Annotated in this window: 18 protein-coding genes; 8 read left to right on the forward strand and 10 right to left on the reverse strand. The window is 72.1% G+C overall.

Annotated features, from left to right (window positions below):
- Window positions 1-58: 58 nt before the first annotated feature.
- Window positions 59-259 carry a hypothetical protein gene (locus tag ACWDAG_RS44095; RefSeq protein ID WP_450701210.1) on the reverse strand — a complete coding sequence of 67 codons (201 nt, stop codon included), beginning with the start codon at window positions 257-259 and terminating at the stop codon, window positions 59-61.
- A 394-nt stretch (window positions 260-653) separates the two neighbouring features.
- Between ACWDAG_RS44095 and ACWDAG_RS44100 the strand changes: the two genes are divergently transcribed.
- Entirely contained in the window at window positions 654-3,107 is a 2,454-nt protein-coding gene (locus tag ACWDAG_RS44100; RefSeq protein ID WP_450701211.1) for a SpoIIE family protein phosphatase, read from the forward strand.
- 231 nt (window positions 3,108-3,338) lie between these two features.
- Here ACWDAG_RS44100 and ACWDAG_RS44105 read toward each other — a convergent pair whose 3' ends face one another.
- Window positions 3,339-3,614 (reverse strand): hypothetical protein, encoded by a 276-nt coding sequence (locus tag ACWDAG_RS44105; protein WP_450701212.1) that lies wholly within the window; start codon window positions 3,612-3,614, stop codon window positions 3,339-3,341.
- Window positions 3,611-4,429 carry a phytanoyl-CoA dioxygenase family protein gene (locus ACWDAG_RS44110; protein WP_450701213.1) on the reverse strand — a complete coding sequence of 273 codons (819 nt, stop codon included), beginning with the start codon at window positions 4,427-4,429 and terminating at the stop codon, window positions 3,611-3,613. The genes ACWDAG_RS44105 and ACWDAG_RS44110 overlap by 4 nt, the downstream gene beginning before the upstream one ends.
- An 82-nt stretch (window positions 4,430-4,511) precedes the next feature.
- On the opposite strand from ACWDAG_RS44110, the gene ACWDAG_RS44115 reads away from it, so the two are divergent.
- A complete protein-coding gene (locus tag ACWDAG_RS44115; RefSeq protein WP_450701227.1) occupies window positions 4,512-5,297 on the forward strand; it encodes a helix-turn-helix domain-containing protein in 786 nt (261 codons plus the stop codon).
- 11 nt (window positions 5,298-5,308) lie between these two features.
- Here the strand turns inward: ACWDAG_RS44115 and ACWDAG_RS44120 are convergent, their stop codons facing one another.
- On the reverse strand, window positions 5,309-6,979 hold the full coding sequence (locus ACWDAG_RS44120; RefSeq protein WP_450701214.1) for a serine/threonine-protein kinase: 1,671 nt from the start codon (window positions 6,977-6,979) through the stop codon (window positions 5,309-5,311).
- A 77-nt stretch (window positions 6,980-7,056) separates the two neighbouring features.
- Here ACWDAG_RS44120 and ACWDAG_RS44125 point away from each other — a divergent pair, with 77 nt between their 5' ends.
- The 3 genes from ACWDAG_RS44125 (at window position 7,057) to ACWDAG_RS44135 (ending at window position 13,084) form a co-directional block, all read left to right on the forward strand.
- Entirely contained in the window at window positions 7,057-10,443 is a 3,387-nt protein-coding gene (locus ACWDAG_RS44125; RefSeq protein ID WP_450701215.1) for a BTAD domain-containing putative transcriptional regulator, read from the forward strand.
- Window positions 10,444-10,613: 170 nt separating this feature from the next.
- Window positions 10,614-12,419 carry a serine/threonine-protein kinase gene (locus ACWDAG_RS44130; RefSeq protein WP_450701216.1) on the forward strand — a complete coding sequence of 602 codons (1,806 nt, stop codon included), beginning with the start codon at window positions 10,614-10,616 and terminating at the stop codon, window positions 12,417-12,419.
- Complete coding sequence (locus ACWDAG_RS44135) at window positions 12,416-13,084, forward strand: hypothetical protein (RefSeq protein ID WP_450701217.1); 669 nt, start codon at window positions 12,416-12,418, stop codon at window positions 13,082-13,084. The genes ACWDAG_RS44130 and ACWDAG_RS44135 overlap by 4 nt, the downstream gene beginning before the upstream one ends.
- On the opposite strand, the gene ACWDAG_RS44140 is transcribed toward ACWDAG_RS44135, so the two are convergent.
- The 3 genes from ACWDAG_RS44140 to ACWDAG_RS44150 all read right to left on the reverse strand — a co-directional run bounded on the left by ACWDAG_RS44140 (window position 13,068) and on the right by ACWDAG_RS44150 (window position 17,590).
- A complete protein-coding gene (locus ACWDAG_RS44140; RefSeq protein WP_450701218.1) occupies window positions 13,068-16,403 on the reverse strand; it encodes a BTAD domain-containing putative transcriptional regulator in 3,336 nt (1,111 codons plus the stop codon). The genes ACWDAG_RS44135 and ACWDAG_RS44140 overlap by 17 nt on opposite strands.
- Window positions 16,404-16,411: 8 nt before the next feature.
- Window positions 16,412-16,690 (reverse strand): hypothetical protein, encoded by a 279-nt coding sequence (locus ACWDAG_RS44145; RefSeq protein ID WP_450701219.1) that lies wholly within the window; start codon window positions 16,688-16,690, stop codon window positions 16,412-16,414.
- 249 nt (window positions 16,691-16,939) lie between these two features.
- Window positions 16,940-17,590: a TetR/AcrR family transcriptional regulator gene (locus tag ACWDAG_RS44150; protein ID WP_450701220.1), complete on the reverse strand. Its 651-nt coding sequence runs from the start codon at window positions 17,588-17,590 to the stop codon at window positions 16,940-16,942.
- A 90-nt stretch (window positions 17,591-17,680) separates the two neighbouring features.
- Here ACWDAG_RS44150 and ACWDAG_RS44155 point away from each other — a divergent pair, with 90 nt between their 5' ends.
- Entirely contained in the window at window positions 17,681-18,742 is a 1,062-nt protein-coding gene (locus tag ACWDAG_RS44155) for an oxygenase MpaB family protein (protein WP_450701221.1), read from the forward strand.
- 170 nt (window positions 18,743-18,912) lie between these two features.
- On the forward strand, window positions 18,913-19,266 hold the full coding sequence (locus tag ACWDAG_RS44160) for a hypothetical protein (protein ID WP_450701222.1): 354 nt from the start codon (window positions 18,913-18,915) through the stop codon (window positions 19,264-19,266).
- 15 nt (window positions 19,267-19,281) lie between these two features.
- Here ACWDAG_RS44160 and ACWDAG_RS44165 read toward each other — a convergent pair whose 3' ends face one another.
- From ACWDAG_RS44165 to ACWDAG_RS44175, 3 genes are read right to left on the reverse strand one after another with little or no spacing between them, the layout of a single operon-like run.
- Window positions 19,282-22,227: a hypothetical protein gene (locus ACWDAG_RS44165; RefSeq protein ID WP_450701223.1), complete on the reverse strand. Its 2,946-nt coding sequence runs from the start codon at window positions 22,225-22,227 to the stop codon at window positions 19,282-19,284.
- A gap of 2 nt (window positions 22,228-22,229) precedes the next feature.
- Window positions 22,230-24,077 (reverse strand): HSP90 family protein, encoded by a 1,848-nt coding sequence (locus ACWDAG_RS44170; protein WP_450701224.1) that lies wholly within the window; start codon window positions 24,075-24,077, stop codon window positions 22,230-22,232.
- Between the two features lie 49 nt (window positions 24,078-24,126).
- The gene (locus tag ACWDAG_RS44175; protein ID WP_450701225.1) at window positions 24,127-25,113 is read right to left on the reverse strand and encodes a hypothetical protein; all 987 of its coding nucleotides are present in this window, start codon (window positions 25,111-25,113) and stop codon (window positions 24,127-24,129) included.
- A gap of 294 nt (window positions 25,114-25,407) precedes the next feature.
- On the opposite strand from ACWDAG_RS44175, the gene ACWDAG_RS44180 reads away from it, so the two are divergent.
- On the forward strand, window positions 25,408-26,433 hold the full coding sequence (locus ACWDAG_RS44180) for an ArsR/SmtB family transcription factor (protein ID WP_450701226.1): 1,026 nt from the start codon (window positions 25,408-25,410) through the stop codon (window positions 26,431-26,433).
- The last annotated feature ends 476 nt before the right edge of the window (window positions 26,434-26,909 follow it).

Genomic DNA, 26,909 nt, shown 5'->3' on the forward strand with positions numbered 1-26,909 from the left:
CCTCGCCCTGGTTGCCCCTCCGGCAACCAGGGCACCGCCCTTTCCGCGCGCGGTCGCGTCACTCCTCCTTGGGCGGAGCCGTGCCCTCCCTGACGGTGACGGTGGTCGCGATCTCCAGTCCCATCTGCGGCACCTCCTCGCCACCACAGGCGGTGACCAGCGGCATCCCGCCGGCCGCCGCCGCGCTGGCGACCGCCGCGGAGGCGAGGATGCTTCTCCGGCTTGGTCCTGAGGAGGTGGAGGCGGCGTTCGGCCTCACTGCGTCGACCCTTCATGGCACACCTGGACGCCCCGCGGAGGGGCGTCGGCTGCGGTGTCGTGACTGGAACAGGCTGAGCTGGGGAAGATCCCATCACTGGGGTGCATTTCATAGTCGAAGCGCTTCGAAACACTAGCAAGGTAGCGTCGACCTTGTGGCCCTTCCGCCGATGTCTAGCCCCCATCAGAATGTATCGAAGCGCTTCGAATTTGGGCCCCGAATACACCTCGCTGCATCTCATGTGATCCCATGTTTCTGCCACATGCGTCGCAGCACACCCCCGTGAACCCGAACGCACCGGCCGGGGCGCCGTAGATCAGGGGCGGAACTAGGCTGGAAGCGGCCGCTGGAATCCAGCCCTGGCGATTACGGCTGTCCGGACGGAGGCGTGGAGATGGCCGACAATCAGGACGCGCCCACTGCCGTTGCCGTGGTGGGCCCGGACGGCATGGTGAGCGGCTGGAGCGAGGGGGGTCGCCTCCTGCTGGGCTGGACGGCGGAGGACATCGTCGGCCGCCCCGTGACCGAGCTGCTGGTCGATCCCCGACCAGCCGGCTTCCCCGAGGCCTACGGCGCCGGCCCCGCCCCCACGGGGTTCGTCCCCCTGCGCCACCGGGACGGTTCCACTGTGGACGCCGTGCTTTCGGCTCATCCGCTGACCGGCTCCGACGGGCGGGCACTGGGTCACGCGGTGACCGCCCAGCGCTGGGGAAGCCGACCGGTGATCGCCGACCGGGCCTTCGAGCAGTCGCCCTTCGCCCTGGGCGTCTACGACCCCGATCTGCGGTTTCTGTGGATCAACGCCTCCTCGGGCCGGGTGATCGCGCACTCCGAGGAGCAAGTGCTCGGCAAGAAGTACCGCGATCTGTTTCCCGAATTCGACCGCACGCTGTTTCCCGAACGGGACGACAAGCCCTATACGGACGCGCTCGCCGAAGTGGCGAGGACGGGCGAGCCCACGCGTCTCATCACCGTCTTCCGTCCGCTCGGCAGTAACTACGCCAACGCCTGGGCCACCAGCATCTGGCCCGTCCGGGATGAAGAGGGCCGAGTCCGCGCGGTCGCCAACTGGGGATTCGACATGAGCGCCGAGTACTGGGCTCGGCAACGCCTGCTCATCCTCAACAAAGCCAGCGGCGGCATCGGCCGGACACTCGACGTGATCGGCACCGCCCAGGAACTGGCCACGACCCCGGTGCCGGGATTCACCGACCTCGTCACCGTGGATCTCTTCGACGAGGTGCTGCGCGGAGAGGAACCCCCCTCCGTGTCCGCGTTCACCTCCGGCGAGCCCATCCTGCTCAGCCGTGCCGCCCGGCACAGCGCACACGAGGACACCGAACGAGCTCCCGGGCCCACGACGCCGGTCAGCCACCCTCCCGGTTCCGTCGCCGCCCGCTGCCTGGCCACCGGCAGGTCCACGGTCGAGCTCGCCGCCGAACCCGGCGAGGGCGGCGAATGGGCCTTCGGGCCCGGGCTCGCCGCCGACCCGGCGCACTGGCCACCGGGCAACCCGGTGATCGACGGGTCCCTCGCCGCGGACGGGCTGACCGGCCGGATCACCGTTCCGCTCAGGGCGCGCGGCGCGCTGCTCGGGGTCGTCGCCTTCTCCCGGCTCGACCGGCCCGAGGCCTTCACCGCCGACGACCTGATCCTCGCCGAGGAGCTGACCGCCAAGGCAGCCGTCGCCATCGACAACGCCCGCCGCTACTCGCGCGAGCGCACGACCGCGCTGACCCTGCAACGCAGCCTGCTGCCACAGGAGCTGCCGGACAATGAGGCGGTCGAGGTGGCATACCGCTATCTGCCCGGCGGGGCCGGCGCGGAAGTGGGCGGTGACTGGTTCGACGTCATTCCGCTGTCCGGCGCCCGGGTCGCCCTGGTCGTCGGCGATGTCGTCGGTCACGGCCTGCACGCCTCGGCCAGCATGGGCCGGCTGCGGACGGCGGTCCGCACCCTCGCCGACGTGGACCTGCCACCGGACGAACTGCTGACCCACCTGGACGACCTCGTCCTCCACCTCTCCGGCGACCTCCAGCCCACCGGCGACTTCCAGCCGACCGGCGAGTCCGGGGCCACCTGTCTGTACACCGTCTACGACCCGGTGTCGCGACGGTGCACGCTGGCGAGCGCCGGCCATCCTCTGCCGCTGATCATCTCCCCGGACGGCACCAGGATCCCGGTGACCGCCCAGCCGGGACCTCCGCTCGGCATCGGCGGGCTGCCGTTCGAGGCCACCGAGCTCGAAGTGCCCGAGGGCAGCCTGCTCGCGCTCTACACCGACGGGCTGCTGGACGGCCGCGCACACGACGCCGACAAGGGAGTCGACGAACTGGAGCGGGTCCTGAACCAGTCGGCCACCTCACTGGAGGCCCTGTGCGACACGGTGATCGACGCGGTGCTCCCCGATCGCCGCACCGACGACGCGGCCCTGCTGCTCGCCCGCACGCACGCGCTGGCTCCCCAGCACGTCGCAGACTGGGACGTCGAGCCGGACACCGCGCAGGTGCCGCGCGCCAGGAAGTTCGCCGTCGACCAGGTGGACGCCTGGGGCCTGGAGGAGGCCGCCTTCGTCACCGAGCTGGTCGTGAGCGAGCTGGTCACCAACGCCATCAGATACGGCGAGCCGCCGATCAGGCTGCGGCTGATTCGCGACACCTCCCTGATCTGCGAGGTCTCCGACGCCAGCAACACCGCCCCGCATCTGCGCCGGGCCCGCGCCTTCGACGAGGGCGGCCGGGGCCTGTTGCTCGTCGCCCAGCTGACCCAGGGGTGGGGCACCCGGCACACCACCAACGGCAAGACGATCTGGTGCGCGCAGACCCTCCCGCTGTCCGCGCTTCACTGAGACTCAGACCCGCGGGCCGCCGCCGTCCCCGTGGGAGGGCTCGGCGACGGCCCTGCAGGCAGGTCACCGGCCCGTCGGCAGACCGGCGACGAACGAGGTGAGCCGGTCGGCGATGAGCCGGTCGGCGTGGCCCGAGCAGTGCCGGTCGCAGCCGAGGAAGTCCAGGCCCGTGTCGTCGAGGGCCCAGTAGCGGACCCGGCTGTCACCGGCGTCATTGGTTCCGGCGCCCGGTCAGGGGCGAGGGTCGTCCTCCAGCTTCTCGAAGAAGAACTCGTGCTTGAGGAAGGAGACGTCGTACTCGTGACCGGACTGAGGCGGCAGTAGTTGGGAGGCCTGGAGCAGGCGCCACCCGTCGAGCAGCGCGGCCAGCCCGGTGGGATAGGGCGGCTCGTCGCTGTCGCCGGTCGTCGGACGGGTCCGGCCGGTCCCGTCGTAGCGGGACCAGCCCACGACGTCGGAGTCCAGCGTCGACGTCGCGAGATAGAGGACCAGAACCTGCTGTCTCATGTGTGACTCCTCAGGGCGGGGCGGTTGCTGACGCGTGTGACCCAGTACTCGACGTCGAACGAGTCGTCACCGGTCAGGGCCCGCCACAGCAGGACCCGGTTGTAGATCTCCAGTCGGGCCGTGGCCTGCTCGTACCAGGGGAAGTACGTGTTGAGTTCCGCGGTCACCGCGGGATCGTTCAGGTCGGAGACGTCCCACAGACGCACCTGCGGCACGGTCGGGTTGAGGCGGAGTTTGTACATGTAGCGGCGGCCCGCGGTGTCGTTGCGGCGGCCGCTGTGCCAGATGCCGTGGTGCAGGAGGACGACCGTGCCTGCCGGGCAGGTCAGACGGGTCTGCCCTCTGAGGTTCTGGACGCGGCCGATGTCCGTCTCGTTGATCCTGCGCAGATGGCTTCCGGGCACACTGAGGGTGCCGCCCATATCGGCGGTCACCTCGTGCGGGTAGTACATGAGCTGGATGTCGAACGCATCCGGGCGCACGTCGATGATGGCGTCCCCGTGGAGCGGCTGCGCCTGTCCCTCGTGCGGCTCGCGCACATGAACGGCGTGGTGGTCGACGGTCGGCTCGGGGCCGACCAGGCTCTCGACGGCGCCTGCGACGACCGGCAGGGCGAGCAGCTCGTGGACGAAGGTGCCCGGTGCGAACGCCTTGCCCAGCGGAGTGCCGTAGGACACTCCCGGCAGGCCCTCGGTCAAGGCCGCGACGGCCCGTTCGTTGATCTCCTGCGGCACCACCCCGTCCAGGCGCAGAAATCCCTGCGCGACGAAGCGCGCCACCTGAACCGATGTCAGGAGTTGCTTGCTGGTTGACATGCGACGAACGTACGTGCCCGGTGCGGATCGGTCGTGGGCTGAAATCGTCCAGTGCTGGTAGTTTTCCATCCTCGTGAAACACGTGACACTACGGCTCGACGAGGCGCCCACCGTGGTCGGCGCAGGTATCGGGGTGCACGGCGTCTCCACCGCCCACGACGTCTTCCGGCTGCCCGACCTGTGGCAGCTGCACCTCTACAACTACGAGGGTGCCCTGTCCCTCGGGCAGTCGGTCCACCCCATACGCCCCGGCCACGTCAGCCTGGTGCCGCCCAACACGGAGGTGCACTTCCACTACCGGGGCAGGTCGGAGCATCTCTACGTCCATCTACGGCTGCACGACGGCGGAACCGCGCGGGTGCTGCCGGTGATGCAGGACGCCGCGGCCGAGAGCACACGCCTGGCGGAACTGCTCCGACATGCCGTGACGGCCATGCCGACTTCTCCCCCGCGAGCCACCGCCGAGGTCTGGGCCGCTCTGTGGCGCATCGCCGAGTTGCCGAGGGGCGAGGGCGCCGGGCGTCGCCACCCCTTCGTGTCCGCCGCACAGGCCTACGTCGAGGAACACCTGGCCGGCCCGCTGTCGGTACCGGAGGTCGCACACGCCGTCGGGATCTCCCACACACACCTGACGCGCGTGTTCCGTGCCGAGACCGGCCGCACGGTCGTGTCGTACATCCGGCACCGACGCCTGCAACGCGCCCGCCACCTCCTGTTGTCCTCCACCCTGTCCGTCACCGCCATCGCCGCGGCCGTGGGCATCGCCGATCTCCAGGCCTTCAACAAGGCCTGCCGCCGTGAACTCGGCGCGAGCCCTCGTGACGTACGTGCGGCTGGCCCCGCGGAGCCGGACGGTCCAGGACGCTGAGGGGGTCCCGCTCAGTTCTCGGCGGGGTTCACGTCGACGACCCTGCCCTTGGTGTCAGTCCTCAGGTATCCCGTCCGGCCGTACTTGTCGGTGCGATAGACACCCAAGCCGAACTCGGGGTGGAAGGCGTCGGGCATCATCACCGTGATGTACCGGTTCTCCGGGACCTTGACGTTGAGCTTCTTGTCCGCCTCCTTCATGAGCGCGGGAATCTTGTCCCAGTTGAAGCGTTCGGGAGTGAACGGCTTGTCGAGGCTGGTCAGGCTGCCGTCGATGATGTCCTTCTCCACGCCTTTGCCCGGGCGGTAGGTGTAGTCCTCGTACGCGACGTCGCTGCCGTTGACCATCACCTCCGCCGACACGTAGTCCGAGTAGACGGTGAGGTCGCCGAACCGCCCGCGGCCGGTCTTCTTCTCGATCGCCTTGATGGCCGTGCGGATGTGGTCCGGAGTGAGCATGTCCGTGTGCACGGACAGGGTCCCGGAGTCCTGCGGCTTCCGGGAGACGGGCGTGGCACCCGGCGAGCCGGTCGGGGTGGAGGTCGAACCGCCCGCGCCCGCGGAGTCGTTGCCGCCCAGGGGCAGCACCCACCACAACACGGCGAGGGCCCCGACCAGCGAGGTTGCGGAGAGGCTGAGCAGGACGGGCCGGGCGGGACCGCGTCGGCGGGGTGCGGTCGCAGGAGCCGTGGGCGCGCCGGCCGGAGCGCCGCCGTAGGGGACGAAGGTGGGCGGGGAAGAGGGGTTGCCCGGGTGGGTCGTCGGGGTGGACGGGGGCGCCGGCGGGGTCAGCTGGTACGAGGTCGGCTCGTCTCGCGTGCTCGCCTGTCCGGTCGGATCCGCCTCGATCTCGGCCAGGCGTCGGTCGAGCACGGCGGCCGACGGGCGCGCCGCGGGGTCTCGTACGAGGACGTCCATCAGGACGGCGCCCAGAGGGCCGGCTTGCGTCGGTGGCGGGACGTCCTCGTGGAGGACCGCGGCGAGCGTTGCCAGGGTGGTGCCCCGGCGCAGTGGGTGGCGGCCCTCGACGGCGGTGTACAGCATCATCGCAAGGGACCACAGGTCGGAGGCGGCTCCGCCCTCGTCGCCGGTTATGCGCTCGGGTGCCATGAAGTCGGCCGTGCCGATGATGGAGCCGGTGGCGGTGAGGGTGGTCGTCTCGCGGATGGCGGCGATGCCGAAGTCGGTGAGGACGGGTCGTCCGTCGGGCCGGAGCAGGACGTTGGCGGGTTTGACGTCCCGGTGCTGGATGCCGGCGTCGTGCGCCGCGGTCAGCGCCGCGAGGACGCCGCGGCCGATCCGTGCGGCCTCGGCCGGGTGCATCGGTCCACGGGCCAGGCGGTCGGCCAGGGAGCCTCCGGCGACCAGCTCCATCACGAGCCACGGGTACGTGCCCTCGCCGCCGTCGACGATGTGGTGGATGGTGACCACGTTCGGGTGGTCGATCCGGGCCAGAGCCCGAGCCTCGCGCAGGACACGTTCGCGCAGCATCCGTGCGCTGTCGGGGTCGTACTCGGCGAGGTCCCGGTCGGGCGGGCGGACCTCCTTGACCGCCACCGACCGGTGCAGAACCAGGTCCCTGGCTCGCCAGACCGTGCCCATCCCACCGCCGCCGAGGCGGGCCTCCAACTCGAAGCGCCCGTCGACGACTCGTCCGGCGGGACCTCTGTCTGCCTCACTCATGGGCCGGAGCTTAGTTGGCCGCGATGACCCCTCTGACCACTCGTCCAGGTGGGCCCGTGCCAGGCACTATGGGGCGTGTGGAGCACGCCGACGGTGAGGGGCCGAGACCGGGCGCCCCGGGGCCGGAGGCCTGGGGGGTCGCCAGGCTGCGGGTCGGTGTGCTCGGTGAGTTGACCGTGACGCGCGGCGGACGGGTCCTGAGCCTCGGTGGGCCCCGGCCGCGTGCGCTGTTCGTGCTGCTGGTACTGGCTCGGGGCGCTGTGGTCACCTGCGACGGGCTGGTCGACGCCCTGTGGGGCGAGGAGCCGCCGCCGAGCGCGGTCGGTGCTCTGCAGGCGTACGTCTCGCGGCTGCGGCGGGAGCTGGAACCGGCCCGGACGGCCGGTTCCCGCAGCGGTGTCCTCCTGCGGGAGGGCGCCGGTTACGCGATCCGTCTCGCCCCCGACGAGGTGGACGCCTGGCGGTTCGAGGCGCTGCTCGAACAGGCCGGTCGGCACGGAACATCCGCGACGGACAAGGTCGGCCTGCTCACCGAAGCACTCGCCCTCTGGAGGGGCCCGGCCTTCGCGGGGTTCGAGGACGAACCCTGGACGCGGGCCGAGACGGCGCGTCTTGCGGAGCTGCGTGAGGTGGTACGAGAGCGGCTCCTGGCGGCCCGCCTGGAGCGCGGGGAGCATGGCGAGGCGCCGCTCGACGAGGCCGAGGACCTCGTCGCCGAACAGCCCCTGCGCGAGGAGCGCTGGTCCCTGCTGGCCCTTGCCTGCTACCGGGCCCGTGGTCAGGCCGAGGCCCTCTCCGTCCTGCGTCGCGCCCGCCGTACTCTTGCCGACCGGTTGGGCATTGATCCAGGTCCCGCCCTGCGTGCCGTCGAGGCCGAGGTCCTGTCCGATGCGCCGCGCCTCGCCGTGCCCGTACCGCCGCCTGGGTCGTCGGTCACGTCTGCCTTTGGCCAACCCGTCGAGCGGGCACACGAGTTGGCCGAGCTGCAGGAGTGCGTGTCGGACGCGGTCGCCGGACGCGGTGGGCTGGTGTGTGTACAGGGCCCCGCCGGGATCGGCCGGAGCGCACTGCTGGCGGAGGCGGCCCGGTTGGGCCGGGAGTCGGGCGTACGGGTACGCGGTGCGCACGCTCCCTCGCTCTCCCGCCCGCGCGAACCCTACGCCGTCGTACGCCAGTTGCTCGGCCCTGAAGTCACCGAGGAGGGTGGCCTGCTGCCGGCCGAGGCGACGCCGGTTTCCGATGGGCGGAGCACCGACGGACCGGACGGCTTCGACGTTCTGCACGCGCTGTACCGACTCACCGAGCGCCTCGTCACCGTCGACGAAACGCCGCAACGGCCCCTGCTGCTCCTCGTGGACGACCTACAGGCCTGCGACACGGCGTCCCTGCGTTTCCTTGCCCATCTGCTGCCGCGCATCCAGAGGTTGCCGATTCTCGTCGTCACCGCGCTGCGCACGGGCGAACTTGCTGCCCTGGACGAGAACGAGCAGGTCCTGGCCGACATCGTGCAGGATCCGGCGGTGGTGCACATCCGGCCGGAGCCGCTCGGCGCGGCAGGTGTCGGTCTTCTTGTACGCCGCCGACTCGGCGCCCTGGTGCACGAGGACGTCGTCCAGGCCTGCCACCGGGTGTCGGCGGGGCTGCCGCTGCTGCTGACGCATGTGCTCGCGACGTTGGAGACGGCGGGAGAGGGGACGGATCCGCGCGTCGTGGAGGAGGCCGGCATCCGTGCCGTCTCCGATCTCCTGCTCGCCCGCCTTGACCGGCTGCCGTCGGCCACCGCGGACGTCGTACGGGCGATCGCGGTGCTCGGAGGCGGGGCCTCGCTGCCGGCGGTCGCCGCCTTCGCGGAACTGTCCGAGCAGGACGTGACCACGGCGACGGCCGCGCTGGTGCGGGCGGAAGTGGTCCGTGACCAGTACCCGTTGGACTTCGTCCACCCCCTGGTCGGCGAGGCCGTGCTGCGGAGGGTGTCCCAGCGGGAGCGTCCGGCCCTGCACGCGAGGGCGGCGCGGCTGCTCGACCGTGCCGGGGCGGCTCCGGAGCGGATCGCCGCGCATCTGCTCCTGGTCCCTTACAGGGGCGACCGCTGGGTGGTCGACGTCCTGCGCGCCGCCGCGGCCCGCGCGAGCGCCCGCGGCGCCCACGACGCCGCAGCCACCCTGCTCACCCGGGCGCTGCTCGAACCGCCCGCGCGGGACGTCCGGCCCGAAGTGCTGCTGGAACTGGGCCGGGCCGAAGCGCTCGTCGACGGGCCGGCGGCGGCCCGGCATCTGCGGGAGGCGTACGAGGCGGCACCGTCGGCCGTGGGCGCCGCGCGCCTGCTCGCGCAGACGCTGATCTACACCGGCAAGCCCGGTGAGGCGGCCGAGTTCGCGGCGCGGGCGGCGGCGCGGTTGACGCCCAGCGGGGGAGCCGTCGCGGACGGTACGGCCGACGAGCGGCAGGGGTTGGTGGCCCTGGCGCGGCTCGGCGCCTTCGCGCACGGGCTCTACACCGAAGGCACCGTCGGCACCGCCGGCACCGAAGGCACGGACGGTCGACCGCCGGCTACCCTCGGCGACGGGCCCGGCGCCCGTATGCTCGCCGCCGAGGCCGCGAGGGATGCCACCGTCCGGGGCCTCGACCGCGCCGCGGCCCTCGCCTCCGCCCGGTTCGCGCTCACCGAACGGGTACTGCTGCACAGCGGCGAGATCCTCTCCTGGTGCACCGCGGGCGTGGTGCTGCAGCTGTCCGGCGAGGACGTGAGGCGACTGTGGGACGAGACGCTGACGTACGCCGGGCAGCGGGGGTCGCTGATCGGGGCGCTCTCGGCGCACCTGTGGCAGGGGTTCACGCGGTGGCGGCACGGCGAGTTGGATCAGGCGCGCCGGTCTCTGGAGACCGCGCTCGAACAGTTCGGGGCGTGGGGCGTCAGGCCCGGCGCCCCGCAGTGCCGGGCCTTCCTGACGGGCGTGCTGCTCGACCTGGGGGACGTCGCCGCGGCGCGTGCCTGTCTGGAACGGATGCGGCAACGGAGCGCGGGTGCCGAGGGGGCGCGGTTGCGCGGGGAGAGCGAGGCTCGCGTGCTGATCGCGGAGGGCCGGTACGCGCAGGCGCTGGCCGTTCTGGACGACGTACGGCATCTCCAGCCCGAGGTGCTGAACCCCGTGTGGTGGGACGGGGAACTGCTGCGGGTGCGGGCGTTGACCGGGCTGGGTGAGCAGGACCGGGCCGAACTGCTTGCCCGGGAGCAGCTGTCGATGGCCCGCAGGTGGGGCGCGCCGGGCACCGTTGCCCGGGTGCTGCGGCTGCTCGGTGAGGCGCGCGGAACCGACGGCGCGGCCGAACTCCGGGAGGCGCTCGCCCTTGCGACCGACGGCCCGGCTCGCCTGGAGCACCTGCGTGCCCGGCAGTCCCTGTCCGCCGTGACCTGCGGGGATACCTCGAAGGACGGCGTCGTACGCCGATTCCCCCCTGTGTGACCGGCGTACGACATGCCGTCGGCAGGAGAATCCGACGCCCGACTTGCGATCGGCTTGCAAGCGGTTCGCAAGACCGATGGTGCATCGTCCAGGTCCCAGACGAAGCAGACGCATCACGCAGCAGGCGCACGAACGGGGGCGGTCCGGGGGACGGGCCGGATGCAGAGGACATGAGCGAAGCGACACGCGGTGGGGACCCGTGGGCGGTCCCCGGCTACACACGGATCAAGGAGCTGGGTTCGGGGGCCAGCGGGCGGGTGGTCCTGGCCACGCACGACACCACCGGCACCCACGTGGCGATCAAGTACCTCGCCGAACAGCTCTGTGACGACCCCGCCTTCCGTGAGGTCTTCCGCGCCGAGGCCCGGCTGCTGGGCGAGCTCCGCTCCCCCCATGTCGTGGCGCTGTACGAGTACGTCGAGAGTCCGCGCGGTGCCGCCATCGTCATGGAGCTCGTGGACGGCGTGCCGCTGCGCAAGCTGCTGCGCGAGCACGGCGCCACCACCCCGGAAGCCGCGCTCGTCGTGCTCAAGGGTTCGCTGCTCGGCCTCGCGGCCGCCCACGCGGAAGGGGTCGTGCACCGCGACTACAAGCCGGACAACGTCCTGGTCGCCGCCGACGGCTCCTCCAAGCTGGTGGACTTCGGCATCGCCGTGCCGAGCGGGGTGGCCGCCAATGCCTCGGGCACCCCGACCTATATGGCACCCGAGCAGTGGACCGGAGGCGCGGCCGGGCCGGCCACCGATGTGTACGCGGCGACCGCGACCTTCTTCGAGTGCCTCACCGGAATGAAGCCCTACCCGGGTCAGACGCTGGCCGAGCTGGCGATCCAGCACATCGAGGCGCCGATCCCGGACGAGCTGGCTCCCGAGCCGGTGCGCCCGTTGATCCGCAGGGGCCTGGCCAAGACGCCCGAGGAGCGTCCGGAGAGCGCGGCGGCGTTCGTCGAGGAGCTGGAGGCCGTCGCGGCGGGCGCGTACGGAGAGGAGTGGGAGGAGAACGGCCGACGCGAACTCGCCGCCCTCGCCGCTCTGTTCTTCCTGCTCTTCCCGCTGGCGGACGGTACGGCCTCGGGCACGACCGCCCTGGCCACGACCACCCTCGGGGCGGGCGCCCGTCGGCTGCCCGGCAGGAGAGGGAAGATCCTGGCCGGACTGGCGGCGGGTGTTGTGCTGGTGGTCGGCGGGGTCGCGGTGACGGCGGTCGCCACGGGTGGGGGCGGTGGGCACCGCACGACGAACGGTGCCGGGTCCGGTGCGGGATCGGGCGGCTCCGCCGACGGGACCGGTCCGAGCGGGTCGGCCGACTCCCCGGACGGCAGTCCCTCGGCATCGGACGGCTCCGCGTCGCCCTCCGGCACCGATTCGCCGTCCGCGTCGGCGTCCGGAAAAGACGGCGCCTCACCCAGTGCCGACGGGACCTCCGCCGGCTCGGGCGGCGGATCGTCGGGCGCAGGTGGGACGACGTCCACGACGGGCGGCGGTACGAGCAGCACGGGCGGCGGTGGGACCGTCGGCGGCAGCACCTCCACCGGCGGTACGAGCACGAGCGGCGGTGGCGCCACCGGCGGCGGGACGACGACAGCCGGTGGTTCCACGAGCGGGGGTGGCACCTCCTCACCGCCGCCCGCCCTCGACGTCACCTCGGCGCAGATCAACGCGGTAGGCCCGACCTCGGCCGCCTGCACGATCGTGGCCTCCGTCAGCGCGACGACCGACGGCGCCGCCGACGGCACCCTCTACCTCAGCTGGTACGTCAGCGACTCGGCCGGTGCCGTCGGCACCGTCGTCGCCACCGACCCGGTCGCACTGCCCAAGGGGAAGACGCAGATCTCGGGCCGCTACACCCACGCCTTCCCCGTCCCGACGCGCTCCGACTACCTCGGCGTCAGGATCACCACCGATCCCGCGGCCGACTCCGGCAACGGTTCCTTCCAGTCCACTGCGGCTCCCGTCGATTGCGACCCGCCCCGATGAGCACACCTTCCGAGGACCCCCGGCTGCGGTTCGCCCGTACCGACCCGGCCTCCCGGCCCGGCGATCCCGACCTCACCGCCACCCTCCCGCCGACGGATCCGGCCGCCACCCTGCACCTTCCGCCCTCGGAAGCGGCCGAGGGGGAGACCCGGTTCGGGCCCGGCGTACCCGGTACGTCGGGCACGGCCGACAACCGCGCGACGGGCATCTGGCGGGGCACGGTCACCCCGGAGGTCCCGTCAGGCGTGACCGCTCGGCGCCCCCGGCCGTGGTGGCGACGCGAACTGCGGTCCCTGGTGGTGGTGATCGCCCTGGTCGTGGCCGTCGTGCTGGCCATGCGCTCCTGCACGGCTGCCGGGTCACCGCTGAACGTGCTGGACGCCACGGTCACGGCGCCCGAGGTGGGCCACTGCGCGAAGACGGTCGTCGTCACCGGAGTCCTCAGGACGGACGGCCATGCCGGCACCGTCGACTACCGCTGGAAGCGCAGCGACGGCACGGCGTCGGCCGTCCTCCACCAGGAAGTCGGCCGCAACGTCAGAAGCTCGAAGGTCGTGCTGCGCTGGAGCTTCGACGGCCGCGGCACCATGAAGGCCACCGCCACCCTCGAAGTGCTGTCGCCGGACCGGGTGACGGCCTCGACCAGCTTCACGTACGACTGTTAGACCGTTCCGCGAGGCCCACGGCCCCGCACTCCCGCGCGATGCTCCGCCCCCGGCTCAGCAGGGAGCCGGCCTCGTCCTCCGAGGCATGTGCGGCGAGCGCACACAGCGCGCGGGCGTGCTCCAGGCGTGCCGGGCCGGGTGCCAGGAGGGCGACCGCCTCACGCAGTTGGGACTCGCCCTCCCTCCCGCGCAGCTGTCCGACGATCCGCAGCAGCCGCCCCAGCGTGCTGGGGGCTCCCCACCCGCGGGCGACCGTCAGCTGCTCCTCGGCCAGCGCAAGCGCCTCGGCCCGCCGACCGACGCCCGCGAGCGCCCGTACCCGCAGCAGCGACCAGGGCCACCAGGCCGGGTTGGCCACCGCGGGCTGGAGGTGCCCCACGCCGTCGAGGGCGGCCAGCGCCTCCTCGTAGCGCCCTTCCGCGTTCAGCACGCCTGCCTCGCTCTCCCCCAGCAGCCGCTGGCCCTCCGTTCCCCGAATCCAGCCGCGCATCCGCTCCAGACAGGCGCGAGCCCCGGCGGTGTCGCCGAGGTCCAGCAGGACGGCGGTCAGGAAGGTGCGGCCCTGTGGGGCGCCCGGCGCGAGACCCCAGATCTCCGACTGCCCGACCGCGGTCTCCAGCGACTGCCGTGCCGCGTTCAGGTCCCCCTGGTTCCACTGGGTGAAGCCGCGCCAGAGGTGTGTGGCGAGGACGGAGAACAGTGAGCCGCGCTCGACGGCGCGGGCCACCGCCGCGTCCCACAGCTCGCCGACGTCCTCGTCGGCGAGGTGCAGCACGATGGCGGCGGTGTACCAGAGCATCTCCTCCCCGGCGGCCTGGAGCACTCCTTCGGCGACGGCGAAGCGGGCCAGTTCGACGGCTCGGGCCCGGTCGCTGCCGTCCGAGGCGGCCTCCCGGGCGAGGTTGGCGGCGAGCATCCGCGCGCCGGGACCCTCGCCCTCGACGACCGGGTTCTCGACGGTGCGCCACAGCCGTTGGTCCAGGCCGTGCATGAAGCCGCTGATGCGCTCCAGGGCCAGCAGCCCCTGCCGTTCGTCGCTCAGCTCGGCGGGCAGTTCCGCCGCCGCCCGGCGGGCGAACTCGGTGGCCTGGCCGTGGCCGCCGGCGAAGACCAGGATCCGGGCGAGCAGCAGGGCGGCGACCGCTCTGCGTTCCGGATCGGCGAGGGTGTCGTAGGCCTGACGGAGGTGTTCGACGGCGGCCGGGCCGTTGCCGGGCATCTCGGCGCGCCCGAGTTCGAGAAGGACCTCGGGGCGGCGTTCGGGGGTGGGCGGTTCGTCGAGAACGCGGGTGAGGTAGGTGGCGGCGGCGTCGGGGGCGCCCCGGCCGACGGCCTCGCGGGCCGCCGCGCAGAGGATCTCCACCACACCCGGATCACCGCGGTGCGGGGCGAGCAGCAGCTGGGCCGCCGTGCGCTCCGGCGGTGCGCCCGCGGCGGACAGCACCCGGGCCGCCCGCTCATGCCGCAACTGCCGCTCCCCGGGCGGAAGTTCACGGTAGACGGCCTCACCGACGAGGGGGTGCACAAAGGCGTAGGGCCGGCCGTCGCGCAGGATGTCCGCCTGCACGAGCGGCACGATCGCCTGCGCCGACTCGGCCTCCGGGCGCTCCATGAGCGCAGCGACCTCGGCGAGCGTTGCCGCCCCGTCTCCCAGCACGGCGACGGCCTGCGCCGCGGCCCGTGCCCCCTCGGGCAGCCGCGCGATCCGGCCCAGCACCAGCCCGGACACCGCCCGCGCCCCGGTTTCCGCGACCTCCCCGCTGTGCGCGGCATCGGGCCGCGTTCCGCGCGTGTGCAGCGCGCGCAGCAACTGCCGTAGCAGCAGCGGGTTTCCGGCCGTGGCGCGATGGCAGGCCGCCGTGAACTCCTCCTGGGGCTCCTCGCCGAGCGTCCGGCGTACGAGGCCTGCGACCCCGCTCGCCGTCAACGGTGCGGGCCTGATCCGCACCACTGACGGATCCGTCGTCAACGTCCCCGGCAGCTCCTCGCCCTGTTGCTGCTCCCCCGTCCGCAGGGTGAGGGCGATGAGCGCCGGCAGCCCTTCGAGCCGGCCCGCCAGATACGCCAGGAAACGCAGCGAACCGCTGTCGCACCACTGCACGTCGTCCACGGCCAGCACCAGCGGCCCACGGGCTCGCACCAGCTTCCGCGTCAGCTCGCACAGGCCGTTGAGCACCGCGAAGCTCTGCGGCTGCTGCCCCCGTATCCCTCCGAAGACCGCGCCCGCCGCGACGGCGGCGCCGGTGAGGAAGGACTCCTCGCTGCCGCTCACCACCCGCTCGAACAGCTGGCGTACGACCCCGAAGCCGTAGTCCCTCTCCCGCTGGCTGCCCCTGGCGGTCAGGGTCAGGACCCGTTCTCCGGCGGCCAGTTCGGGAACCTCGCCGAGCAGGCGGCTCTTGCCGATGCCGGCCGGGCCCTCGATGAGCACGACGCCGGGTCTGCCCTCCAGGGCGTCGCGCAGGCTGTCGCGCAGCTCGGCGAGGTGGAGGTCGCGCTCCACGAGCACGTCTGTGCGGGGGGCCGGTATCCGGCGGGAAGGGGCGTCCAGGGCAGGAGACTGGGCCAGGATGCCGGCTTCCAGGTCGCCCAGGGCCGTGCCTGGAGCACACGACCCAGCGGGCAGCAGCTTCCTCGCGCGTCGGAGGGCTTCCAGGGCGTCGGCCTGGCGGTGGGAGCGGTAGAGGGCGAGGGCGAGCAGACGCCGGCGCTCCTCACGGAGGGGGTCCTCTGCGACCAGGGATTCGAGTTCGGGCACGAGAACGGCGTCCTCGCCGAGGGCGAGGCGGGCGGCGAGCAGACGCTCGCGGGCCAGCTCGCGCAGTTCGGTGAGACGCACGGCCTCCGGGCGTGCCCAGGGTTCGCCGGCGTACTCCGCGTAGGCGGGGCCCCGCCACAGCGCCAGCCCGGCCTCCAGGTCGGACACCGCCGCCGAGGGCCGGCCCTGGTCGGAGTGCACGGCGGCGGACCGCAGCGCCGCCTCGAACCGCCAGGCGTCCACCGCGTCGTCCGGCAGCCGCAAGGCGTATCCCGCCCCCTCGCTCACGATGACTCCGGCGCGCGCCCTCGCCTCCCGCTCCGGTTCGAGGCAGCGCCTGAGGTGGGAGACATGGGCGTGCAGCGAGGCGGCGGCACTGGGCGGCGGCGTACCGCGCCAGACGCGTTCGACCAGCCGGTCACGGGTGACGACCGAGCCCCGGGCGACGATCAGCAGGGCTAGCACGGCACGCTGCCGCCGCCCACCCAGCTCCAGCGGCCGGGCCCGGATTCCGGCACCGACCTCGCCGAGCACCGTCATGCGCAGTTCGTGCAGCGACACGTGGGGCATCAAACCAGAACTTCGCCACACTGCTCCACAGCAGTCTCACAACAAAGACACTTCTCCCGCCGGTGCCCGCCCGATCCGCCCTCAGCGGAGTGGCACGGTGCCAGGACGTCGGAGGTGCGGATGCGGTCGCCGTCGATGACCTGCTGGGCGATGATCGGGCCTTCGTCGAGGCCGGCAGTGCCGAGCAGTTCGTCAAGCAACTTGTTGAGGAAGTAAGGGAGTTGGTCGTCGGGTGCGGCCGCTCCGAGCTTCTCGATGCTCGCGAGGCCGGCGGCCACCGCCGCCGGCGGGCGGGCGGGCGATCGTCCGCGCGCCGCCGCCGGTAGTGCTGGGGCTGTCCATGCCGGAGCACGGCACCTGCCGCGGGCTCCGTATCGAGGCCACCGATGCAGGGCCGGTACGTCGACGACGACGTCCCATACCCGGCGGCCCGCACCTCGCCGGACACCACGAAAACGGCCGCGGGACCGGCATCGTCGCGGCCCTCGCCAGCCGGCACGGAATCGCCCGATTCAGCTGACGTACCGTCAACGCGTCGGCGGCCAGAGGGCGTCGAGGATCACCTGTACCTGGTCGATCAGGTGCGGCGGGTCGAATCTGCCGGGATCGGTGAGGGCGATGCGTCCGAAGTGTTCCGCGCAGGCGACGAGGGCATGGGCGAGGACCTGCGGGTCGAGTGCGGGGCCGCCCCTGTCGGCCAGGACGATGGAGATCCATTGCTCGACCCGGAGCCGGAACCGCTCGCGGTCCGCCTCGATGCGGTCGCGGACGACCGCGGGCATGTTGCCCGGGGTCAGCAGGATCAGCCGCCAGGTGTCGGGGTCCTCCCGGAGCATCGCGGACATCCGGCGCACCGCCTCGGAGACGAAGGCGGCGGGGTCGCGCAGATCCCGCGCGCCGGGGATGGTCTCCAGCAGGCGTGTGAAGGCGCGCGCCTGCTGCCGGTCGAGCAGCGCGGTCAGGAGGGCGTCGAGGTTCTCGAAGGCGCCGTAGACCACCGACCGGGCGACATCGGCCCGCTTCGCTATGGCATCGATGGAGACCCGGTCGTAGCCGTCGCTCACGATCACGGCGAGGGCCGCGTCGAGCAGCTGCTCACGGCGTTCCGCGAGCGGGACACGTGGGGCGTAGGGGCGTCGTTTGCGCGGCCTGTCTTCCGAGGTTGCGGGTGCTGACACCTTGGCATCTTACGACATGCGTGTCTTAATTTAAGACAGTAGTGTCGTAATCGAGGGCGGCGGACGCCCGGACGCATGAGGAGCGGCTCCATGGCGAAGTCGAAGTGGAGTGAGGTCGCACCGCACGAGGACTACGGCTTCTTCGGCCCGGGTTCGGTGGTGTGGAAGGTCTGGAGCTATCCGACCGCGCCGACGGTGGGTTTTCAGCGGGCCGTGGTGGTGGAGGAACTCGACCCGCCACTGGTGGCCGCCGTCCACGCGACCCAGGGCATCTACCGGCGCTCCCGCACCCGCTACGACCGCACCCTGCGCTACTTCGCGATGGTGGCCTTCGCCGGCTCCCGGGAGGTGTGCAAAGCCGCGGACGTCCTGGTCAAGGTCCACTCCAAGGCGATCGGCGAACTGCCCTACGGCGGCGGGACCTACGACGCCAACGACCCTGCATCGCAGCTGTGGATCCAGCTCACCGGCTGGCACTCGATCCTCTACGCATACGAGAAGTACGGCCCCGGGAAGCTCACCGCACAGGAGGAGAAGGAGTACTGGCAGGCCTGCGCGGTCGCCGCGGAACTGCAGACCTGCTCCCCCGACGACATCCCCCGCAGCCGTGAAGGCGTCCGGACGTACTTCGATCACATGCGCCCACGGCTGTCCGCCAGCCCGATCGCCCGGCAGGCCATGAACCACCTGCTCAGGAGTGAGCTCGTGCTGCCACCGACGCCATGGTGGGCGAAACCGGCGAGCCTGGCCGTCGCGAAGGCACAGCGGATCGCCACGATCGCCACCATGCCGCGCTGGATGCGCGAGATGGCGGGAATCCGGCAGTCACGTCTCCTCGACACACTCATCGTGCCCGTCATGAGAACGGCCTTCGCGCTCGCCCACCTCAGCCCCAAGGCCGAACTACGCCTGCTGGCACGGCTCTCGCCCTCCACCGTTGCGGTGATCGCACCGATGAAGCTCGGCGTCCCTCCCCGCAAGGAGGAGGTACTGACGCCTGCGGAGGCCCGCGCCCGCCACGGCTACGCCAAGCCCTCCGAGGCCCACCTCGAATTCCGGGCCCGCCAGGCCGCCCGGGTCTTCGACGACGGCAAGGCACCCAGCGACCAAGGACTCATCGAGTCCCAGGACATTCTCGGGCCGCTCTCGTAATTTGGGTAAGTGACCGAATAGGCAACCATATTTGGGACATCGCGGATGGAGGTGTAACGCGGACACGTCGGCAGGGCGCTGAGGAACAGAGGCGTGGGAAAAACCTCGGACTGAATTCAGACGCCCCGGGCGACCGTGCCAACACGACAACTCGTCAGATCGGATTTCCCGTGAGCAACACAGACCCGGTTTCCGGATACCAGACGTACAACCAGCCCCCGGGGCCGGACCGCTCCGCGCAACGTCGGGCCACCGGCCGGCGCGCGGCGCTGACGATCTGCACGATCGCCGACACGGCGGCGGGGCTGCTGGCCCTGTGGATTCTGCTGTTCCTGCTCGACGCGAACCAGGCGAATGTATTCGTCACGTTCGTGCACGGAATGGCGGACTGGCTGGCCGGGTGGTCGCAGGACATTTTCACGATGGACACGGAGGGTCTACGCGTCATCCTCAATTACGGCCTCCCGGCAGTCATGTATTTGCTGATCGGTCACGGAATCGCCGCACGGCTGAACCGAGCCTGACCCGCACCGTCCTGCTCACTCCTCGTCGCGCAGCCGGGCCGCCAAAGAGGTCAACGACTCGGTCTCCTCGGTGTGGCCCAGGGCGGTGAGGTGGGAGATCGCCGCATCGAGGCGGGTGAGGGCGGGGGCGGGGCGTTCCAGGTAGAGGCCCTCGACGGCGGCTGCGAGGCGGATGCACTCGGCCCACTCTGCGGCCCGGTCGTCGTCCGTTCCCGGTTCGCCGAGCAGTGCGAGGGCCTTGTCCAGGGCGGACAGGGCGTCCTCGTACTCGCCGGCGTAGGCGTTGACCCGTCCGTGTTCGTAGGCCAGGGCGGTGTCCAGGGAGCGGCCGTGGGCCTCGTATCCGGCCGTGCGGGCCTCGTCGGCGATCCGGCCGGCGTCGCCGAGGAAGGCGAGGGCTTCACTCAGGCCGTCGGGGCCCTGCTGCTGGGCCTGGAGACGGGCGAGTTCGCGCAGGCAGTTGCTGAGCTGCTCGTACCGCGGAGCCCGGGCGTGGGCGGCGAGCGCCTGGTCCGCGGCCTCGCGCGCCCGGGTGAACTCGCCGGACTCCCCCAGGAGTACGGCCGTCTCCGCGGCGATCATGGCATGGCTTCCCGGGTCGTCGTCCCAGCCGGCCGACTCGGCCGCGAGGGCGACGAACTCCGCCGTGGCGGCCTTGAGGTCCTCGCCCGCGTGCAGCGCGCGGGCGCGGGTCAGGCGCAGCTGGGCGACGAGCCGGTCGTCCACCTCTCCGGCGGCGATGTCCGGTTCGGCCAGCAGGGAGTCGAGCAGGGCGATGCAGTCCTCGACACGGCCCAGGTCGAGGCTGAGTCGGGCCGCGTTGCTGTAGGTGCAGTACGCGTCCGTCCGGCTGCCGTGGCGCAGGTCCAGCTCCGCGGAGCGGGTCAGGTGCCGCAGGGCCTCGTCGGGCCGGCCCAGGTGCATGCAGGCCTCGGCCAGATCACCGTGGAGGCGGGTGGTGTCGACGGAGTCGGCCGGCCAGTCGGCGGCCAGGCGCAGGCCCTCGGTGAGGTCCGCGTGTGCGGCCTTCGCGTCCCGCAGGCCGAGCTGGAGGCGGCCGCGCAGACCGAGCGTGCGGGGCAGGTGCCAGGCGGGACCGTGCTCCCTCAGCCGGTCGAGGAGAGCGTCGGTCTGGGTGACCGCGGCGGGCAGGTGGCCGGAGATGGCGTACGTGCTGGCCCGCAGCTGCAGGGCGCCGGAGATCTGCCCGACGATGTCGTGCCGGGTGGCGAAGTCGTGCAGCAGGTCCACCTCGGCGAGGACCGGCGCGACGTGCTCGTCGCTCCGTGAGGTCTGCAGGCGCAGGGCGAGCGCGGTCGCCCGCAGTCGCAGCAGGCGGGCCTCCTGGAACGGGGCCAGGTCGGGCGTCTCCTCGTGCAGGCGGACCATGGACGCGTGGGCTGCGGTCAGCGCGGCGGCCTTCGCCTCGGCTTCGTCGGCTCCTTCCGTGGCACTCTCCGCGGGGATCTCTGCGCCGGCCAGCAGCGCGCAGGCGCGGGCCGACGCCGCGTCACCCGGCCGACCGGCCGCGTCGTACAGGGCCGCGGCCTCCTCGTGGAGCTCGGCGGCGACGGCGAACTCGTTCTTGTTGCCGGCCCGGCTCGCCTCGTCGGCCAGCAGGTCGGCGCGCAGCCGTACGAGCGGGCCCACGGCCGGGTCGTCGGGGTGGGTGTAGTCGGAGGCGGCGACGAGCGTGCGCAGCCGTGCCCAGCAGGCGTGTGCGTCCGGGTGCCCCAGCTCGTCCGACTTCCTTGCCTGGAGGATGAGTTCGGGCAGCGAGTCGGGAACGGCAGCGGGGGTACGGGCGGCGGGCGCGGCGACCGGGGCGGCCGGGGCCACGTCGTCGAGGCTGCGCGGGCGCAGGGTCAGTTCCAGTGCGTCCAGGAGCGGGGCACGGTCGAGGCGGGCGCGGCGGCGGTCGGTGTGGGCCGTGGTTCCGTTGCGGGCGTCGAAACGGGCGGCGAGGTCGTCGGCGCGGCCGCTCACCTCGGCGCGCAGTCCTGCCACCGTCCAGGTGCGGCCCGCGTACCCGGCGGCGGGCTGCTCGCCGTGGCCGAGGAGCTCGACGCGCTGGAGGAGGACCTCCACGCCGGTGAGGAAGCCGAGCAGATCCAGCGGCGAGTCGACGTCGTCGAACAGGCTGCGGTTCTCGGCGAGCAGTTCCAGGCCGCGCGCCTCGTTGCCGGTGAGCGCGCAGAACTCCAGGTGCCGGGCGACCTCCTGGGCCATGGAGGGATTGCGGCGGCAGCCGCGGTAGCCGGCGAGGTGCAGTTCGCGGGCTTGGTCGCTGCGGCCGGTGCGCAGCAGGGGCAGCAGTGCGTACGAGATGGAGCGGGCCGGCTCCTCGTGACAGGATTCCTTCCCGGCCAGGACGGGCTCCCAGGTGCGCAGGGCCCGCTCGTCGTCGCCCGCCTCCAGGTGGTACAGGGCGCGCTCGCAGGTCTCGCAGGCCTCGCAGTCGCTGAGCCTGGTGCGGGTGCGGCCCGCCCACAGCTCGTAGGCGAGGGTGGTGTCCTCGCCCACATGGGCGGCGAGCTGGTAGGCCTGTCCGTAGTAGGGCTGCAGGCCGAGGTCGGCCTTCTCGTACCGGTCGCGCATCTCCGTCAGCCACTGGCGCAGGCTGGCCAGCGGTATCTCGGGCAGCTGAAGCAGGGCGTGGGCCACCCACTTGAACCGCCAGAACAGCTGGTGGCGCAGGCGGTCGTCGAAGACGTCGGGCTGCTCGTCGAAGAGGGTGAGCAGGCGGGCGAAGACGACGGGCGACTTCCGGGGTTCGGAGCCGTAGGTGTACGCCTCCTGGAGTTCGAGAAGTGCGTGGACCAGCGGGAGGGACTCCCCGAACTGCTCGGCGGCGTCGACGAGTTCCTCGGCGGTGACGGAGCGGGTGCGGCCGTAGGGGCGCCGGTCGTTCTCCTGGAGCGCCTGGTACAGCTCGTCGGTGTTCTGGGGTGCGGTCGGCATCGTCAGCTGTCCTTGCGGAGGGCGTGGGCGAGAAGGTCGAGGAACGAGCGGTTGATGAGGCTCGACTCGGCGGGCCTGAGGGGGCGCCGGGACAGCATCGCGGCCTGCCCGTAGAGGGCTTCGGCGCTGGTGCGGGCCAGCTCGGGCTCGTCGATGGTGACAGCGGTGCGCACCAGCGGATTGAGCTGGTTGAGGATCAGCTGGGCCTTCGGTGCCTCCTGGCGCAGGGCGCCGAGGATGTCGCCCCAGACGCCGCCTTGCTGCTCGCGGGCGAGCTGGGAGCGGGTGCGCTCGTGCCGGGCCTCGCGACTGTCGAGGAGGAGAGCGGGGGCGGAGGCGGGCTGGAAGGTGCGCAGCGCGACATCGCAGTCGAAGACGGCGAGCGCGTCGCGGGCCTGGGCGAGGTAGGCCGCGGCGGCCAGTTCCGTCTCCCGGTCGACGGGGTCGAGATGGGCGGTCAGGGTCGCCGGGTCGAGGTCGGCGACGCTGACCTCGGGCCTGATCTCCGGCAGCCGGTGGACCAGTTCACGGTCGTAGGTGTAGCCGCCGTTGACGACGCCGAGCCCGGCGGCCGAGGCGATCGCCGCGACCTGCCGGAACTCCTCCACGCTCGACGTCACGAGCACCGTGCGGTGGCTGCGCGCGAACTCGTCCAGCGTGGCGTGTCCGTCGGTGGTCTCGAACGGCAGCCAGAGCAGCAGCATCCGCAGGATCTCGTCGTCGTGCACCGCGAGCGACTTCACGGCCAGATGGTGGGCCTGGAGGAAGCGGCCGAGCAGGTCCGGGTCGCTGGCGGCGGCCCGGGCGATCCACGCGCGCAGCCGCTCGGCGAGGGCGTCACGGACCGCGGCGAGGGTGTCGTCCTCGTACAGGGACTCGCGGGAGGCCGTCGGGCGCAGGCTCTCCGCGTCGACGACGCAGCGGACAAAGAACGCCCAGTCGGGCAGGATCTCCTCGGCCTGCTCGGACAGCAGCATGCCCTTGACGTGCACGCGGTGGCCGTGGCGGCGTCCGGCCGGCACCGCCTCGGGCAGGATGCACGCGATGCCCTTCAAGCCCACGGCCGGCAGGTCCAGCTCGATGGTGTCCAACGGCTTGAACCCGAAGACCTCCTCGCCGTAGGAGGCCAGCGCCCGCGAGCGGGCTCCCGGCGTGGGGTAGGTACGCGACCAGGGTGCGGGCTCGGGGTTGACGGGGGCGTCCGGGCCGGCCGTGCCGTCGTCGAAGGTCACCGGGTGGCGCAGCAGCGAGCCGAAGTGCCGGGCCAGTGCGTGCACTTGGACCGGGCGGGTCCACTCGCCCGCGTCGGCGCGCGGCGTCAGTGTGACGGTGGTGCCGGGCCGGGGACGGGCCGAGGCGGGCAGGGTGCGGACGGTGTAGCTGCCGTCGCCGCGTCCCTGCCACTCCACGGCGGGGGCGTCGGGCGTGCGGGCGGAGCGGCTCAGGACGTGGATCTCGTCCGCCACCAGGAAGCAGGAGAGCAGACCGATGCCGAACTGGCCGATGAAGTCCGCGCGTTGCTCGGCGATCCGGTCGGCGCGCTTGCTGCTGCGGCCGATCGTGGCGAGAAAGGTGTGCACGTCGGCCTCGGTCAGACCGACGCCGTCGTCCTCGACGCGTACCACCGAACCGTCGGCGTACAGGCGGATGCCGAAGGCGTCGGCGGGGGCGCCCGGTTCGAGGCCGTGCCGCGCGGTCAGTGCGTCCACCGCGTTCTGCAGGAGTTCCCGCAGGTAGACGCGAGGGCTGGAGTAGAGGTGATGGGAGAGGAGATCGACGAGGCCGCGCAGGTCCACTTGGAAGGTGCGGTCGGCGCCGGCCGGGTTGACGGTGGTGTCGGGCAGAGTCATCGGGCAGTCCGGGGTGAGGTGAGCGACAAGCGACGGTCGGGGTGGTGGTTCAGGCGTTGCGCCGGGCGCGGGCGTACATCTCTTCCGGCTTCGCCATGTACTTCCAGGGCCACGCGGTGTAGGCGCCTTCCAGCTCGCGGAAGACGCGCGGCAACGCGATGCGCTCGGAGGCCAGCGACAGGGCCATGGCGAAGATGTTGAAGTCCTCCTGCCAGCCCGGGCGTCGCTCGTAGGCGGGATGGAGGATGCTGTGCTCGGCCGCCTCCAGCAGCTCGTCCTGGATCTCCGGAGTGACGAGGCAGTTCTTGTTGTCGGACTCGACCCAGTCCTCGATGTGTGCCATCGCGATGACACAGCCGATGCGATGGCCCTCGGGCGCGCCGGTGAACGCCTCACGGGCGAACGCCAGGGCCTCGCCGGCCTCGCCGCTCCACCGGGGCTGGAGCTGCGACACCCACTCGATGTGGGTCTCCAGGTCCAGCGGGTCGCGGCGCAGGGCGGCGTCGAGCCGGGTCTCGTTGACGGCGCGGCCCAGTGACATGCCACGGCCGGAGGTGAGCAGGCGGCGCCATGGCGTGAGCCACTCCGGCCGCAACTCCGCGGCCTCCAGCAGCTGTTCCTCGGCGATGTCCAGCCGCTCGTGGAAGACCCGCCACTGCTCCTGGCTCACGTTCACGGCACGGGCTGAGGTGCGCGCCTCCCAGCCCCAGATGATGTGACGCGCCCCTGATATCAGCAGGGCCGTGGCCCGGTGTTCCTTGTCCTGCTCGACGGCCCGGCCGATCCAGTCCTGCACACCGTCCAAGTCGGCGAGCTCGCCCAGCACTTGGTGGTCGCGGCCGAGATCGAAGGGGGCCAGCGCCGCCCTGACCGCCTCCCAGTCACCCGCCTCCGCTGCCTCCACCAGCGCCAGCACCCGCGTGTCCCCCAGCGCGCGCAGCGTGTACATCCCGTTCTTCTGCCGGCGCGGAACGGGAAGGGCGTGCGGATCCGCCACCGCTCTCCCCGCACCCCTGCCGAACAGCCTCCCCAACATGCCGCGCCCCTCCCCTGGTCCGCGTGATCGTCCGGTGCAGCATAAACGGCACCACTGACACCTCTTCCACAGGGTTTTCACGGGCGCTTCACGGTGCGACGCTGCGTGCCCAGCCGTCCGACGGCTCGTCCGACCGAGGTCTGCGAGGGGCAGCCGAGCAAGGCGGCGTCCGGCCGGTCTCCCCGGGCGTCGGTCTCAACGCCGCAACCAAGCACCGTACTTGACAGTCCCCCATGATGACGCTCAGCGCTCTTCGCCCTCGGCCAACCCCCCACTGTCCGTGAATGAGGCCGCATGCTCCGTATCCACTTCACCAGCCACGACTTACAGAACATCCGCATCTCACGTCAGCCGGACCCGCTGTGGGAACTCATCTGTGCCACCTGCCGGTTGGCCACCCACCAGGGACCGCTCGAGTTCGGGGCGTGGCGTCGCTCCGTCCGTGAGCGCCTCGCCACGGACCCGGTGGCCGGCCATGCCCTGCACACACTGCAGACACTCGTCCCGCCCGTCGGTTACATCCCCGACTTCCTCACCCCGACCGTCCTGGAAGGAGGTCTGCCCGCGGCCCTGGAGGAGATACAGGCCACTCCCCCCGGCCGACTGCGACACGAGTTGGGCAGGCTCGCTGCCGCGCGTCCCCTCCCCGGGTGGACCACGGCGCTCGGCCGACCGGGAGACCGCGGCATGCGGTCGCTGGCGAAGGCTCTGGAAATCTCCGCCACGACGTTGCTGGAACCGCGCTGGGCCCACGCCCGCAGAGCCATCCGTGACGAGGTCGACCTGCGCTCCCGTGTCCTCCTCGACGGCGGTGTCCTGGCGCTGCTGGAGAGCCTGCGTCCGCTCGCACGGTGGCGGGCTCCCGTTCTGGAAGTGGACTATCCCACCCATCGCGACCTGCATCTGGAGGGCCGCGGGCTGCTTCTGGTCCCGTCCTACTTCTGCTGGCGCAGACCCACCGCCCTTGCCGATCCGGCCCTCGGCCCGGTCCTGGTCTACCCGGTCACCGCACGGCCGCTCGACTCGATCACCCTCAAAGACAACGGACTCGACCGTCTACTGGGCCGCACCAGGGCCTCGGTCCTCACCGAGGTGGCCCGCGGCGGCCCCCGGACCACCTCCGAAGTGGCGACGGCTGTCGGCATCGCCCTGCCCAGCGCCAGTTACCAGCTCGCCGTCCTCAGGGACGGGGGGCTGGTGGCGAGCCGGCGCGAGGGACAGTACGTACGGCACTCGGTGACGCTCATGGGGCACCGGCTGCTGGATGGGGACGAAGGACGGCTGCAGCAGCTGGGTCAGACCGTCGGCGGCATCCCGTAACGGGAGTCGCGGCCGGCGCTCGGCGGCTCTGTGGGCACGTCCAGCGCCCGACGCACCTGGTCGTGCGGACCGCATGCGGCAAAGAGCGCGCTTGCGCCACGTGCGCGGTCGCCACCGGCCCGGCGCCCAGTCAGAGGGCCGTCACCAAGGCCGTGAGACCGACACGCCTTCCCGACGAGGAGGTGAAAGAGAAGATCGGCATGTGACGTCACGCCAGAGCCGGACGGTCCGCCGAGCACTCCGGCAGGCATGTGCTTCGGGGGTGAGGCGAGCCCGAGTGGAGAGGGGGAAGCAAGCCCCCTCGACGTCTGGGTCTTCGCTTGGTAAGGAGGCCAAGGCCGTGGTCCGGACGGATCCGTGGTGGCCGCATGGAGGCCTGGTCTAGGCCGTTTCCTTTGGATCACCTCGCCGACCAGATGAAGATGGCGGCGAGGTGGAGTCCCGCGAGGTAGACGGTCGCGGTCTTGTCGTAGCGG

Source organism: Streptomyces sp. NPDC001157, assembly GCF_053598255.1.

Bases quoted from the DNA above. Each gene is read 5' to 3' on its own strand.
- ACWDAG_RS44100 (WP_450701211.1), top strand. From the start codon at position 654: ATGGCCGACAATCAGGACGCGCCCACTGCCGTTGCCGTGGTGGGCCCG.
- ACWDAG_RS44105 (WP_450701212.1), bottom strand. From the start codon at position 3,614: ATGAGACAGCAGGTTCTGGTCCTCTATCTCGCGACGTCGACGCTGGAC.
- ACWDAG_RS44110 (WP_450701213.1), bottom strand. From the start codon at position 4,429: ATGTCAACCAGCAAGCAACTCCTGACATCGGTTCAGGTGGCGCGCTTC.
- ACWDAG_RS44120 (WP_450701214.1), bottom strand. From the start codon at position 6,979: ATGAGTGAGGCAGACAGAGGTCCCGCCGGACGAGTCGTCGACGGGCGC.
- ACWDAG_RS44130 (WP_450701216.1), top strand. From the start codon at position 10,614: ATGAGCGAAGCGACACGCGGTGGGGACCCGTGGGCGGTCCCCGGCTAC.
- ACWDAG_RS44135 (WP_450701217.1), top strand. From the start codon at position 12,416: ATGAGCACACCTTCCGAGGACCCCCGGCTGCGGTTCGCCCGTACCGAC.
- ACWDAG_RS44155 (WP_450701221.1), top strand. From the start codon at position 17,681: ATGGCGAAGTCGAAGTGGAGTGAGGTCGCACCGCACGAGGACTACGGC.
- ACWDAG_RS44165 (WP_450701223.1), bottom strand. From the start codon at position 22,227: ATGCCGACCGCACCCCAGAACACCGACGAGCTGTACCAGGCGCTCCAG.
- ACWDAG_RS44170 (WP_450701224.1), bottom strand. From the start codon at position 24,077: ATGACTCTGCCCGACACCACCGTCAACCCGGCCGGCGCCGACCGCACC.
- ACWDAG_RS44175 (WP_450701225.1), bottom strand. From the start codon at position 25,113: ATGTTGGGGAGGCTGTTCGGCAGGGGTGCGGGGAGAGCGGTGGCGGAT.
- ACWDAG_RS44180 (WP_450701226.1), top strand. From the start codon at position 25,408: ATGCTCCGTATCCACTTCACCAGCCACGACTTACAGAACATCCGCATC.